Raw genomic sequence first — 14,304 nt, 5'->3', positions numbered from 1 at the left:
TAATTTTAGAAAGTGGGGGTAGCAGGTATGTTCATGGGCGAGTATCATCATAATATTGATGTAAAAGGTCGTTTAATTGTACCTGCTAAATTCCGCAATGATTTAGGCGAAATGTTTATATTAACACGTGGTCTTGATCAATGTTTGTTTGGCTACCCGCTTGGTGAATGGAAGATAATCGAAGACAAATTAAAAACTCTTCCTTTAACAAAAAAAGATGCCCGTGCATTTACTCGTTTCTTTTTCTCCGGCGCTACTGAATGTGAATTGGATAAACAAGGACGAATTAATATTGCAACTCCACTAGTAAATTATGCAAAGCTTGAAAAAGAATGTGTAGTATTAGGCGTTTCCAATCGAATCGAAATATGGAGTAAAGATATTTGGGACGAGTATTTCAGCGAATCAGCGGATTCTTTTGCTGATATTGCAGAAAATATGATAGGGTTTGATATATAATCAGGAATGAAATTAAAATATTATCCTGATCTTTTCGATTGGAAGGGTGGACATAAATGTTTAATCATAAAACGGTATTATTAAATGAAGCAGTAGAGGGCTTAAATATAAAGCCTGATGGAATATATGTAGACTGTACATTAGGTGGAGCCGGACATAGTGAACTGATACTATCTAAGCTATCTGAAACTGGTAAATTGTATGCTTTTGATCAGGATCAAAGTGCGATTGAACACGCCAAGGCTAAGCTGGCAGCTTATGGTGATAAATTAACCATCATCAAAAGCAATTTTCTTCATCTAAAGGAACAGCTCGCATATTTAAATGTTCACAGTGTTGATGGAGTATTATACGATTTAGGTGTTTCATCCCCACAACTTGACAATCCCGAAAGAGGTTTTAGCTACCATCACGATGCCCCTCTTGACATGAGAATGGACAAGGATGCTGATATATCAGCTTACGATGTGATTAATCATTGGTCGTATGAAGCGCTTGTTCGTATATTCTTTCAGTATGGTGAAGAAAAATTCTCCAAGCAAATTGCTCGCAAAATTGAAGCAGCCCGCGAGATTAATCCCATTGAAACAACAGGACAACTAGTTGAAATAATTAAAGACGCCATACCTGCGCCTGCACGTAGAAAAGGCGGTCATCCTGCAAAACGAGTCTTCCAGGCGATTCGTATTGCTGTTAATGATGAGTTAGGTGTGTTTGAGAAATCGTTAGAACAGGCTATTTCGATATTAAGGCCTGGCGGTCGTATCAGTGTCATTACATTTCATTCGTTAGAGGATCGTATCTGTAAGGTGACCTTTAAAAAAGCAAGTGAGACACCTGATTTACCTCCTGGTTTGCCGATTATTCCAGAGGAATACCAGCCTGTTTTAAAAGTTATTACAAGAAAACCGATCGTACCTAAGGAAGAGGAATTGTTAGAAAACAATCGGGCGCGGTCAGCAAAGCTCCGAATTGCTGAAAAAAGATAAATGAATGATAGAAATTAGAACAAATTGTAATTGGAGGGGTATATGAATGGCTAATTTAGCAAGACAGCTTCGACATGAGCAACGGAAGCAGCAGCAAACAATAGCTCCTAAAGCTCCGAAGAAAAAAATACAACAGAAAAGATGGCTATCACCAGGTGAAAAAATTTTAGGAATTACCTTTGGAGCGCTGGTTTGTTTTGGTTCAATTCATATAATCTCCAATCAATCATCTATATACGAACTCAATAAAGATATTCAGGATACACAAGCCCTGATTCAGGAACAGCAAAAATCGAATAGTGATTTATCCATTCAAATAAGTGAACTAAGTCAGTATGACCGAATTAAGGAAAAAGCGAGGAAGCTTGGCCTTGAACTAAACAATCAGAATGTTAAGGTTGTGCAGGATTAATGATAAAAAAACAACGAAATATTAATTTTGGAGCAGCTATATTATTTTTAATATTTAGCGTGCTCTTTTTTGTCTTATTACTTCGTTTTTTCTTTATTCAAGCAACCGGTGAAGTGAAAGGCCAGGTGCTGGCTGCAAAAGCAGAGCAGCAATATGCGGACGCTACTAAAATTGAGGCAAAGCGTGGAACGATATACGATCGGAACGGAGAAATTATAGCAGAGGACAGGAGTTCGTTTAGTTTAATTGCGATTTTATCAGAAGACATGAAACCTAATCATGTCGTTGACCTAAAGAAAACGGCTAGAGAGTTAAGCGAGTATATTAATTTAGAAGAATCAAAGATTTATGACATTCTTGAAGACGGTAAGAAAAAAAACAGATTTCAAGTAGAGTTTGGGCTAGCTGGTCGTGACATCTCTTATGAAACGAAAAGTAAAATTGAAAAGCTCGAGTTGCCTGGCATTGGCTTTACTAGAACAATGAAACGGTTTTATCCAAATGGAATTTTTGCTTCCCATGTCATAGGCTACACGGAAACAAAAGAAGAAAAAAACAATAAGTCCATAACCGTTGGGAAACTAGGGTTAGAGAAAAGCTTAAATGATGTGTTAACAGGAAAGGATGGTTCCTTTAAATTTGAAAGTGATTTATGGGGATACTTACTTCCTGATGGTAAAGAACAAATCACTCCTGCTCGTAACGGAAAGGATGTCTATTTAACAATCGATCGAAAAATTCAAATATTGCTTGAGGATGCGCTGAATAAAGTGGCGAAGGAATATACGCCGAAAAAGATGGTTGCCATTGTTGCTGATGCAAAAACAGGTGAAATACTCGCAATGGGCCAGCGCCCTACTTTCGATCCTGCAACAAGGGAGGGTATTGAACAGGGCTGGTATAATGAGGCGGTTGAAGCTTCCTTTGAACCTGGATCAACTATGAAGATTTTTACATTAGCTGCAGCGGTTGAAGAAGGCGTGTTTAATCCTAATGAATTCTATCAGTCAGGCACCTATATCGTTGATCCAAAGTCAAAGAGAGTTCCCGATCATAATGGTGGAAAAGGCTGGGGGACTATTAGCTTTTTAGAAGGGGTACAGAGGTCATCCAATGTTCTTTTTGCAAAGCTCGCAAATGAGAAGCTAGGCTTTGATCAATTTCGAGAATATTTATCTCGGTTTGGTTTTGATCAGGTTACCGGTATTGATTTACCGAATGAAACCAATGGAAAGCTAGCTTTTACCTATCCAATTGAAAAGGCAACAACTGCATTTGGACAAGGCACCGCCATCACTCCGATACAACAGGTACAGGCAGCGACAGCTGTTACTAATGATGGAAACATGATGCAGACGCATGTGGTTGATAAAATTGTTGACCCAGACACTGGAAAAACAGTGAAAGAAACGAAATCAGAGGTAGTTGGCACTCCCATTTCTGCGGAAACCGCTGCAAAAGTAAGAGAATATTTAGAAACAGTGGTTACAGGAGAGAACGGAACTGGTAAAATTTATGCCCTCGAAGGCTACGAGGTAGCTGGAAAAACAGGTACGGCACAGATTCCTGGTAAGGGTGGTTATCTTTCAGGTGCAGGCAACTACATCTTTTCTTTTCTCGGCATGGCTCCAAAAGATGATCCTGAGTTGATTATGTATGTAGCCGTACAGCAACCCGATCTATCGGATTACCCAGACGGGGCTAAACCTGTATCAATGATTTTCAATCCAGTGATGAAAGGAAGCCTCCAGTATTTGCAAATTGAACCAAGTGGAAATAAACCGATTGAGAAAGCGAAGATTCCCAATGTTACAGAGCTTTCAACAGACGAAGCTTTGAATGTGCTGAAAGAAAAAGGGGTAAATCCAATAATAATTGGAAATGGTTCAAAAATTATCAGTCAAATTCCTGCAAAGGATGAAACGCTGTTAGCGGGTGAAAGAGTAATCCTTAAGACAGATGGCGATTTGACGGCACCAGATATGACTGGATGGTCTATTCGTGATGTAATGAAAGTGGCTGAAGTAGCTGATTTAAAACTAAACTCAGTTGGAAATGGTTATGTAGTGAAACAAAATCTTTTGGAAGGCACGGTTATTAAGCCAGGTGAATTTTTAATTGTGGAATTGAATGATCCTGAAACCATCATGAGTAAAGACAAAGAGAACGAAGAAGACGAGGAGACGACCGAGGTACAGGTGAAAGATTAACGATAGATTTTCAGGACGGACTGTCCGTTCTATTAGAAAAGGTACAAGCATATATTGGAACGAGCCATGACGAAAGGGGGTTCGTTCTTTTTTATGCGTGTTTCAAATGTAACCGTCAGGAAGAGATTGACCATTGTATTATTAGTCGGGATTCTTGTCTTTTCCATCATCGATATGCGCTTAGGATATGTTCAGCTATTATTGGGAGATGGGCTGACTGAAAAGGCAAAAGGACTGTGGAGCCGGAATATTCCCTTCGAACCTAATAGAGGAGAAATCGTTGATCGTAACGGTGTTGCGCTTGCGACCAATATTAGTGCACCAACAGTATATGTTGTTCCCCGCCAAATTAAAAATCCTCAGGAAGCAGCGGGAAAGCTGGCATCTGTCTTAAATATGTCAACAGAGAAAGCTTATGGACTTATTACAAAAAAGACAAGCAGTGTGAAAATTCCTGAAGGAAGAAAAATTTCCCATCAAAAAGCGAAGGAGATTCGTGCCTTAGGGATTGACGGAGTCTATATTGGTGAAGATTCGAAGCGTCATTACCCCTTTGGTAATTATCTCTCACATGTGCTTGGTTTTGCCGGCATAGATAATCAGGGCTTAATGGGGTTGGAGCTATATTATGATAAAGAGCTAAGTGGTACGGAGGGTTCAGTGAAGTTTTATGCGAATGCAAAGGGAGAAAGAATGAATGACATGGCGGATGATTATGAACCGCCTATAGATGGTTTGGATTTAAGACTGACGATTGATTCGAAGATCCAAACCATTTTGGAACGTGAATTTGATAATGCAGAAGCCACTTATCAGCCAGACGGTTTGATTGGGATTGCTATGGATCCGAATACGGGTGAGATACTGGGGATGTCCTCTAGACCTAGCTTTGATCCTGCAGACTTTAGGAATGTGGAGCCGGAAATTTATAATCGTAACCTGCCAATATGGAGCTCCTACGAGCCTGGATCAACATTTAAAATTATTACATTGGCAGCAGCTCTTGAAGAGGGAAAGGTTGATTTGGAAAAAGATGAGTTCCATGACCCTGGATATGTAAGTGTTGGCGGTGCCAGACTCAGATGCTGGAAAAAAGGAGGGCATGGCAGTCAGTCGTTCCTGGAGGTCGTACAGAACTCCTGTAACCCTGGCTTTGTAGAGCTTGGCGATCGATTGGGAAAAGATACATTATTTAAATATGTGAGGAATTTTGGTTTTGGAGTAAAAACGGGGATTGACCTGCAGGGAGAAGGAAAGGGAATCTTGTTTAATCTTGATCGTGTGGGTCCTGTAGAGCAAGCAACCACTGCTTTTGGACAGGGGGTTTCGGTTACTCCTATTCAACAGGTCACGGCTGTTTCAGCAGCGATTAACGGGGGTACCCTGTATACTCCCTTTGTGGCGAAGGAGTTAATTGATCCAACTACAGGTGAGGTGGTCATGGAAAAAAAACCGACTGCGAAACGAAAGGTGATTTCGAAGGAAACCTCTGAAAAAATCAGGTATGCACTTGAAAGTGTAGTGGCGCAAGGAACAGGGGGGAAAGCTTTTGTTGATGGTTATCGTGTCGGAGGCAAAACAGGAACAGCGCAAAAAGCGCAAAACGGCCGATATCTCGAAAACAATCACATCGTATCATTTATCGGATTCGCTCCAGCGGATAATCCAGAAATTGTTGTGTATGTCGCAGTAGATAATCCAAAGGGAACCGTGCAGTTTGGGGGAACAGTAGCCGCACCGATTGTTGGGAAAATAATCGGGGACAGTTTAAGGGTTATGGGAGTAGAGCCAAGAAAGGAACAGATAGAAAAAGAAATGACTTGGTTAGATACACCAATGATCGAAGTACCTGAGCTTGTCGGTATCTCTAAAACAGATATTCGTGAGCTAATGTTAAACTTAAAAATTGATGCAAGCGGTGATGGAGACACCGTTGTTAGACAGACACCGGAGGCGGGTGTGAAATTGAAGGAGGGGTCAACCATCAGGCTTTATTTTGGAAACGCTCCTGATACAAATGAGTAATTTGCTATAAGCATTTATATATTTTGTGAGGCGGCTCGTATATACGCCGCCTCCTTTCATATATTGGATACATAGTTCGTTTTTTTATTACGATTATCAATGAAAATAGATTAATTACCATTTATCATGTAAAATAGTATCGCGCTTGTTTTAAGCAAGTCATCTGTGCATTTCAATTTTGAGAGGATTTGAGCGATTTGAAATTACATACTTTACTTCAATATTTGTATCCTTATTTGCCTACAGATGGTGAAAATCCAGAGGTTACGTCAATTGAGAATGATAATAGAAAGGTTCGGCCTGGCAGTCTATTTGTTTGTATTAAGGGCTATACGGTAGACGGACATGATTATGCTGATTCTGCTGAGAAAAATGGTGCTGTAGCTGTTTTGGCTGAAAAAGAGCTTTCGTTAAATATTCCGGTTATTGTTGTAAAAAATACAAAGCGTGCGCTGGCGTTATTGGCAGATTTTTATTATGGACATCCGACACAGCAGCTGCATCTAGTTGGAATAACTGGTACGAACGGGAAAACAACGACAAGTCATTTAATTGAAAAAATTTTTTCAGACCAAGGTAAAAAAACTGGCTTAATCGGGACGATGTATACAAAAATTTCTAGTGAAATCTTTGAAACAAAAAATACAACACCCGAGAGCCTGACACTGCAAAAAACGTTTAAGAAAATGGTTGACAAGGGAGTATCCTCTGCCGTTATGGAGGTTTCCTCACATGCTTTAGTAGAAGGAAGAGTTCATGGCTGTGATTATGATGTGGCAGTATTTACGAATCTCACACAGGATCATCTAGATTACCATAAAACAATGGACGAATACCGTCAGGCAAAAGGGTTATTATTTTCACAGTTAGGCAATACCTTTAACAAACCAAAGTTTGCCGTATTAAATGCAGATGATCAAGCAAGTGTTCAGTATATCAATAGTACAGCAGCAAGAGTTGTGAGCTATGGAATTGATTGTGAAGCAGATTTTCAAGCAAAAAATATTCAAATGACGGCTGCTGGAACATCCTTTACTTTAGTGAGTCCGTTAGGTGTGCATCAGGTTAATATGAAGTTAATCGGTAAATTCAGTGTGTATAATGTCTTAGCAAGTTTAGCTGCTGCCGTTGTGTCCGGAGAAGAAATTAGTGATATCATTGCTTCTATTGAAGAGGTAGAGGGGGTTTCTGGTCGTTTTGAAGCTGTCAATGCCGGTCAGGACTTTTCCGTAATTGTTGATTATTCTCATACGCCGGATAGCCTTGAAAATGCTTTGAAAACCATTCGGCAGTTTGCCAAAAAGCGGATATTTGTTGTTGTTGGTTGCGGTGGTGATCGGGACAGAATGAAACGACCGCTGATGGCGAAAATTGCCTGTGAGTTGGCAACAGATCCTGTTTTTACTTCTGATAATCCACGAACAGAAGATCCTCAAGTGATTTTACGCGAAATGGAAGCAGGAGTCAGCGGGAGAAAATATACAAGTATTATCGATCGTAAGCAGGCAATTGAGTACGCAGTGAATGAGGCAACACAAGGGGACGTCATTTTAATTGCCGGTAAAGGACATGAAACCTATCAGTTGATAGGGAAGGAAGTATTAGATTTTGATGATCGGCTTGTTGCAAAAGAGGCTATCGAGGAGAAGATGAAATGAGATTAATTTACAGCGATTTGGTGCAATTATTTCCTAATTATAGGGGTGTTAGTGATTTATCGTTATCATTCTTAACCGTAACTTCTTTTGCCCATCTCGCTCAGCCGAAGGGGATTTTTATTCCATTGTTTAAGACTTCAGGAGAATTAAAGGAAGCTATTAATAATGGAGCTATTGCTGTTTTATGGGATGAAGAGGTACCGCTGCCAGCGTATACACCTAATCAATTCCTTGTTTTCTATTGTAAAGATTTGTTGAAAGGGTTAAAAGAAATGATTGAATACTATCAGAAGAAGCTTGAATCAGAACAAAAATCGATGAAACAGACCAAATTTCATTTATTACCAGAATTAAGTCTGAATGTTAAACAAGACACATATGATGTAGCTGTAATGGGTAAGTTGGAACAACTTTTGAAAGACAGCCATGTTGGGAGGGGGGAGTAAATGGAAGAGCAAGTGTTGTTTTTTACCATTTTACTAGGATTTCTAATAACGGTATTATTATCTCCCATTTTTATTCCCTTTTTAAGAAGATTGAAATTTGGACAAAGTATTCGTGAGGAAGGACCCAAATCGCATCAAAAGAAAACAGGCACTCCGACGATGGGCGGGATCATGATCTTGCTTTCGATCATCATTACAACACTTATGATGACAGAGAAATTTAGTGAGCCTACCATAAAAACATTTATTCTTTTGTTTGTAACAGTCGGTTTTGGACTTTTAGGATTTTTAGATGATTTTATTAAAGTGGCTATGAAAAGGAATCTTGGATTAACCTCGAAGCAAAAACTGCTTGGACAAATTATTGTATCTGTTGTTGTTTATTTCTTATTAAAGCAGATGGAGTTTTCAACGGCCGTGTCGATTCCTTTTACGGATTATTCACTTGAACTTGGCTTTTTTTATGCTTTGTTTATTGTATTTTGGCTTGTTGGCTTCTCAAATGCCGTGAATTTGACAGATGGCCTTGATGGTCTTGTCTCAGGTACAGCTGCCATTGCTTTCGGTGCCTTTGCGGTATTGGCTTGGAATCAATCGATGATTGAGATTTCGATTTTCTCGGTAGCGGTAGTCGGAGCTGTTCTTGGCTTTCTCGTGTTTAATGCTCATCCGGCTAAGGTTTTTATGGGTGATACCGGTTCATTGGCACTAGGTGGGGCCATTGCGTCGATTGCTATTTTAACAAAACTTGAAATTATTTTACTTGTGATTGGCGGAGTATTTGTCATTGAAACGTTATCCGTCATTTTACAGGTGATTTCATTTAAAACAACTGGGAAACGTATTTTTCGTATGAGTCCGCTCCATCATCATTATGAACTATTAGGTTGGAGTGAGTGGCGGGTAGTCGTGACATTTTGGACTGCCGGTTTAATTTTTGCCATTACAGGAATTTATATTGAGGTGTGGTTATAATTGAAAACAATTACTAGATATACGCATAAAAAAATACTGGTGCTTGGTTTGGCTAAAAGTGGAGTAGGTGCTGCATTATTATTACATAAGCTTGGTGCATTTGTTACGGTCAATGATTATAAGCCATTATCTGAAAATCCTGAAGCTCAAGGCCTGCTGGAGCAGGGAATAAAGGTGATTTGCGGTGAGCACCCGATTGAATTGCTTGAGGATGGTTTTGAGTTAATCGTAAAGAATCCGGGTATTCCTTATCATAACCCAATGATTGAAAGGGCATTAGAGCGGGGAATTCCTATTATCACAGAGGTTGAGCTTGCCTACCAAATTTCTGAGGCGCCATTTATTGCGATTACGGGGACTAACGGTAAAACAACCACCACAACGCTTGTCTATGAAATGCTGCAGAAGGGGAGTAAGAATCCGCTTATTGCGGGTAATATCGGAACTGTCGCTTCAGAGGTTACACAGACTGCTGAGGCGCACAATCAAATCGTCATTGAGTTATCCTCTTTTCAGCTTATGGGGACCCCTAGCTTCAGACCAAGGATTGCTATTTTAACCAATTTATATGATGCTCATCTTGATTATCATGGGACAAGATTAGAATACGTGAAAGCAAAGGCAAATATAACTAAAAACCAAATGAGTGATGACTTTTTTATTGTGAATAGTGAACAGGAAGAGGTTATGAACATTGCCCGCCAGTCAAGGGCTCAGATTGTGCCCTTTTCGGCTGTACGGGAGCTTTCAGAAGGAGCCTGTATTAAAGGTGGATGGGTAGTATTCAATGGAGAGCAAATTATGAGGCAGGCAGATATTCGGCTACCTGGAGCCCATAATTTAGAGAATATTTTATCAGCCGTATCAGCAGCCAAGCTATCAGGTGTTGCTAATGAAGCCATTTATGAGGTGCTTACTACTTTTACAGGAGTTAAACATAGATTGCAATTCATCGGGGAAAAGGAGGGCAGATTGTTTTATAACGATTCAAAAGCGACGAATATATTAGCGACAAAGAATGCATTAGCTGCCTTTGATCAACCGACTATTTTATTGGCTGGCGGTTTGGATAGAGGCAATGAATTTGATGAACTAATTCCTTCCTTTAAAAATGTTAAAGCCATGATTACGTTTGGTCAAACGGCAGAGAAAATGGAACGGGCTGCACAAAAGGCAGGAATAAAAACAATTAGACGTGTCGATAATGTTGGAAAAGCTGTACCTCTTGCTTACCAGCTTTCAGAACCTGGTGATATCGTGTTATTATCGCCTGCATGCGCTAGCTGGGATCAATTTAAAACTTTTGAAGTAAGGGGAGACATTTTTATCGAAGCAGTGCATAAGCTTAAGTAAGGGCTTGTCTCTAGAGGAGAATGTAAGATTTTCATATTCGTTTAACGTCATTCAGCATTCATCCTCCACTTCTACAAGTGGGGGATGAATGCAAATGGTACTTCGATTCAGCGGGGGTACAAACCCCAGCTGAATGAAGTTAAGCTTCCGGCGGATGTCACGGATTTTTTTAAGGTAGTTTATCGAGCGAGCTCAGGTAATCCGGACGCAAATTCGACGGGCGAATTTGATCGTCAGCAATCTCTAAACAGGCCAAATAACTTGCATTTCGAGGTGTGGTCTTTTGCCGACAAAAAAAACGACTCCTGATATCATTTTAATGATATTAACTTTTTCTCTCTTAGCGATTGGGCTGATTATGGTATACAGTGCAAGTGCCATATGGGCAGATTATAAATTTAATGATTCCTTTTTCTTTGCTAAGCGGCAAATGCTGTTTGCGGGGGTAGGGATTATCGGAATGTTTTTCATCATGAATGTAGATTACTGGACTTGGAGAACCTGGGCTAAGGTACTGGTCATTGTCTGTTTCGTGTTGCTTGTGCTTGTGCTAATACCTGGAATTGGTAATGTCCGTAATGGTTCACGAAGCTGGATTGGAATTGGTGCTTTTTCCATCCAGCCGTCAGAATTTATGAAATTAGCGATGATTGCTTTTTTAGCAAAGTTTCTATCGGAAAAACAAAAATATATTACTTCTTTTAAAAAGGGTTTAGCTCCTTCACTAGGTTTAGTCTTTTTAGCCTTTGGCATGATTATGCTTCAGCCGGATTTAGGTACTGGTACCGTTATGGTTGGTACTTGTATCGTCATGATCTTTATTGCTGGAGCACGGGTCCGTCATTTTGCGGTTCTTGGCTTAATCGGGGTTGCCGGTTTTGCGGCGTTGGTTGTATCTGCTCCCTACCGGATAAAGCGGATTACTTCTTTTTTAGACCCATGGCAGGATCCTTTAGGCAGTGGATTTCAAATCATTCAATCATTATTCGCTATCGGGCCAGGGGGATTGTTTGGTTTAGGTTTGGGACAAAGCCGACAGAAGTTTTTTTATTTACCTGAGCCGCAAACTGATTTTATATTTGCCATTTTAGCTGAAGAGTTAGGCTTTATTGGGGGATCCTTTATCTTATTATTATTTTCACTGTTACTTTGGCGGGGGATTCGAATTGCTTTAGGTGCTCCAGATTTGTATGGGAGTTTTCTTGCTGTAGGAATTATTGCCATGGTGGCAATCCAAGTGATGATAAATATCGGGGTTGTAACAGGACTAATGCCTGTTACTGGTATCACTCTTCCATTTCTAAGCTACGGTGGCTCTTCATTAACCCTTATGCTTTTGGCTATTGGCGTTTTGTTAAATATTAGCCGTTATTCACGGTATTAATCTGTTGTATTCTTTAGGAACTGACCCCAATATAGGTCAGTTTTTTTATGGGAGAACATTAAGGTTGTAGAGAGTTATTTCAAATGATTATCATTATGTTGCGCTTATTACACAAATATCTTTTTTTCTATAAATAATTACGTTTTTATAACATTCTTTTGATGGTATCTTTCTAACGTTTGGAATATAGTAGAATAAGAAAAGATAAAATTAAAGTGAACGTATTCACTTAGTTTACTTGCTGTTAATTATCCGTTTTATGAGGTGAAACAATGAATATTGTTGTAAGTGGTGGGGGAACCGGCGGCCACATTTATCCAGCCCTGGCTCTTATTCGTGAAATAAAAAAGGAAGCAAAGGATGTAAATTTTTTATACATCGGAACGGAAAAAGGTCTTGAAAGCAAGCTGGTGACGAGAGAAAGCATTCCGTTTAAATCGATACATATTACAGGCTTTAAAAGAAAAATCTCCTTTGAAAATGTGAAAACAATTATCCGATTTTTGAAGGGTGTAAAGGATAGTAAGAAAATGCTCAAGGATTTTAAAGCGGATGTTGTGATTGGGACTGGGGGCTATGTCTGTGGTCCGGTGGTCTATGCAGCAGCAAAGCTAGGGATTCCGACAATCATTCATGAACAAAACAGTGTTCCTGGTTTAACGAATAAATTCTTAAGCCGTTATGTTGACCGGATAGCGGTTTGCTTTGAGGAAGCGAAAATGTATTTCCCGGAGACAAAAGTAGTCCTGACAGGAAATCCGCGTGCATCAGAGGTATTACATCAAGATGGCATGAAAGGAAGATTATCAGCAGGATTGAGTAGCACGGTGCCTGTCGTCCTAATTGTAGGCGGAAGCAGAGGGGCTAGACCGATTAATGAGGCGGTCCTTAAGTCGCTGTCGCTACTGGGAGAGAAACCTTATCAGGTGCTTTATGTAACAGGTGATGTTCATTATGAAGATGTCAAAAAAGAAGTAGAACTAGTTGGAAATCCGAAAAATGTCATAATAAAACCATTTATTCATAATATGCCTGAGGTTTTAGCCGGAGTTGATTTAACTGTCGCAAGAGCAGGCGCGACAACTCTTGCTGAGTTAACTTCTCTCGGAATACCTAGTATACTGATTCCCAGTCCTTATGTGACGAATAATCATCAAGAGAAAAATGCCCGTGCATTAAGCGATCATCATGCAGCTGAATTGTTGTTGGAAAAAGATCTAACTGGTCATAGGCTTGTTGAGGAAATTGATCGAATTCTTTTGGATGAAAAAACACTTAACGATATGAAACAGAATGCGAGGGAATTAGGGATTCCGGATGCGGCGAAGAGACTCTATCTCTTAATGAAAGAGCTTGTAGAAAAGAAAAAGTAGCCCATTTATGTTTTCAGCATACACTATGATAAGCTATTTTTCAGGAGGGTTTTATGGACAATAAAATGAATGAGTTATTAAATGAGCTTAGAGAACTTAAGGGTTGTCATGTAAAAGAACATGAGTTACTTGCCAATCATACAACCATTAAAATAGGTGGTCCTGCCGATTTGTTTATTGAGCCAGAATCAATTGAAAGCTTAGAGGCTGCATTAAAATTGATAAGAAAATATCAAGTGAGCTGGCGAGCAATCGGCAGGGGCTCCAACCTGCTTGTTTCAGATGGTGGGATTGAGGGAGTCGTAATTAAACTAGGAAATGGATTAGACCATTTAGTGGTTAAAGACGGTATCTTAACTGTTGGTGCGGGCTACCCGTTAGTTAGTCTAGCGATGAAGATAAGTCGTCAAGGCTTATCCGGTCTTGAGTTTGCCAGCGGGATTCCAGGCTCTGTCGGAGGAGCTGTGTATATGAATGCAGGTGCACACGGTTCAGATATTTCAAAAATACTTACAGAAGCACATATACTATTTGAAGATGGAACAATGAAATGGTTATCAAATGAGGAAATGGAATTTTCTTACCGGACCTCTGTACTGCAAAAGAAGCGTCCGGGGATTGTCCTTGAAGCGAGATTTAAGCTTGTTGAAGGGGAAAAGGAAACGATTGTTGGAGTCATGCAGAAGAATAAAGATTACCGAAAGGAAACGCAGCCATGGAATTATCCTTGTGCGGGGAGTATTTTTCGAAACCCGCTGCCAAATTATGCGGGTAAGCTTGTAGAAGAGGCAGGCTTAAAGGGCTATCAAATGGGTGGTGCGCAAATTTCTGGAATGCATGGAAATTTTATTGTTAATGCAGGAAATGCAACAGCCAAGGACGTATTAAATTTAATTGAACATGTCAAACAAACCGTTTTTAAATTATACCAAATAGAAATGGAAACAGAGGTAGAAATAATAGGAAGAAAGTAACAGGAAACTTCCAAACGCAACTTCCATTAACTGTGCTATAATTATC

12 protein-coding genes are annotated in these 14,304 nt (G+C 39.8%); all 12 read left to right on the top strand.

Annotation, left to right across the window (positions count from 1 at the left end; translation table 11 throughout):
* Positions 1-27: 27 nt before the first annotated feature.
* Complete coding sequence (gene mraZ, locus BQ5321_RS16010) at positions 28-459, top strand: division/cell wall cluster transcriptional repressor MraZ (protein ID WP_071395436.1); 432 nt, start codon at positions 28-30, stop codon at positions 457-459.
* Between the two features lie 56 nt (positions 460-515).
* The gene (rsmH, locus tag BQ5321_RS16005; RefSeq protein ID WP_071395435.1) at positions 516-1,448 is read left to right on the top strand and encodes a 16S rRNA (cytosine(1402)-N(4))-methyltransferase RsmH; all 933 of its coding nucleotides are present in this window, start codon (positions 516-518) and stop codon (positions 1,446-1,448) included.
* A gap of 46 nt (positions 1,449-1,494) precedes the next feature.
* The gene (gene ftsL / locus BQ5321_RS16000; RefSeq protein ID WP_071395434.1) at positions 1,495-1,860 is read left to right on the top strand and encodes a cell division protein FtsL; all 366 of its coding nucleotides are present in this window, start codon (positions 1,495-1,497) and stop codon (positions 1,858-1,860) included.
* Positions 1,860-4,070 carry a penicillin-binding protein gene (locus BQ5321_RS15995; protein WP_071395433.1) on the top strand — a complete coding sequence of 737 codons (2,211 nt, stop codon included), beginning with the start codon at positions 1,860-1,862 and terminating at the stop codon, positions 4,068-4,070. The genes ftsL and BQ5321_RS15995 overlap by 1 nt, the downstream gene beginning before the upstream one ends.
* 93 nt (positions 4,071-4,163) lie before the next feature.
* A complete protein-coding gene (locus BQ5321_RS15990; protein WP_071395432.1) occupies positions 4,164-6,095 on the top strand; it encodes a stage V sporulation protein D in 1,932 nt (643 codons plus the stop codon).
* Positions 6,096-6,292: 197 nt separating this feature from the next.
* Complete coding sequence (locus BQ5321_RS15985) at positions 6,293-7,753, top strand: UDP-N-acetylmuramoyl-L-alanyl-D-glutamate--2,6-diaminopimelate ligase (RefSeq protein ID WP_071395431.1); 1,461 nt, start codon at positions 6,293-6,295, stop codon at positions 7,751-7,753.
* Positions 7,750-8,199, top strand: coding sequence for a hypothetical protein (locus tag BQ5321_RS15980; protein WP_071395430.1), 450 nt, complete (start codon positions 7,750-7,752; stop codon positions 8,197-8,199). The genes BQ5321_RS15985 and BQ5321_RS15980 overlap by 4 nt, the downstream gene beginning before the upstream one ends.
* A complete protein-coding gene (mraY, locus tag BQ5321_RS15975) occupies positions 8,200-9,174 on the top strand; it encodes a phospho-N-acetylmuramoyl-pentapeptide-transferase (protein WP_071395429.1) in 975 nt (324 codons plus the stop codon).
* A complete protein-coding gene (gene murD / locus BQ5321_RS15970) occupies positions 9,175-10,527 on the top strand; it encodes a UDP-N-acetylmuramoyl-L-alanine--D-glutamate ligase (protein WP_071395428.1) in 1,353 nt (450 codons plus the stop codon). It begins immediately after the preceding gene.
* A 283-nt stretch (positions 10,528-10,810) separates the two neighbouring features.
* Entirely contained in the window at positions 10,811-11,911 is a 1,101-nt protein-coding gene (gene spoVE / locus BQ5321_RS15960) for a stage V sporulation protein E (protein ID WP_071395426.1), read from the top strand.
* 272 nt (positions 11,912-12,183) lie between these two features.
* On the top strand, positions 12,184-13,284 hold the full coding sequence (gene murG, locus BQ5321_RS15955; protein ID WP_071395425.1) for an undecaprenyldiphospho-muramoylpentapeptide beta-N-acetylglucosaminyltransferase: 1,101 nt from the start codon (positions 12,184-12,186) through the stop codon (positions 13,282-13,284).
* A gap of 65 nt (positions 13,285-13,349) precedes the next feature.
* Positions 13,350-14,258 carry a UDP-N-acetylmuramate dehydrogenase gene (murB, locus tag BQ5321_RS15950; RefSeq protein ID WP_071396945.1) on the top strand — a complete coding sequence of 303 codons (909 nt, stop codon included), beginning with the start codon at positions 13,350-13,352 and terminating at the stop codon, positions 14,256-14,258.
* The last annotated feature ends 46 nt before the right edge of the window (positions 14,259-14,304 follow it).

The sequence above is a fragment of the Bacillus tuaregi genome (assembly GCF_900104575.1).
GTDB lineage: Bacteria > Bacillota > Bacilli > Bacillales > Cytobacillaceae > Bacillus_BD > Bacillus_BD tuaregi.
The sequence above is the reverse complement of the archived record's forward strand: the minus strand, read 5'-3'. Positions and strand labels throughout refer to the sequence as shown.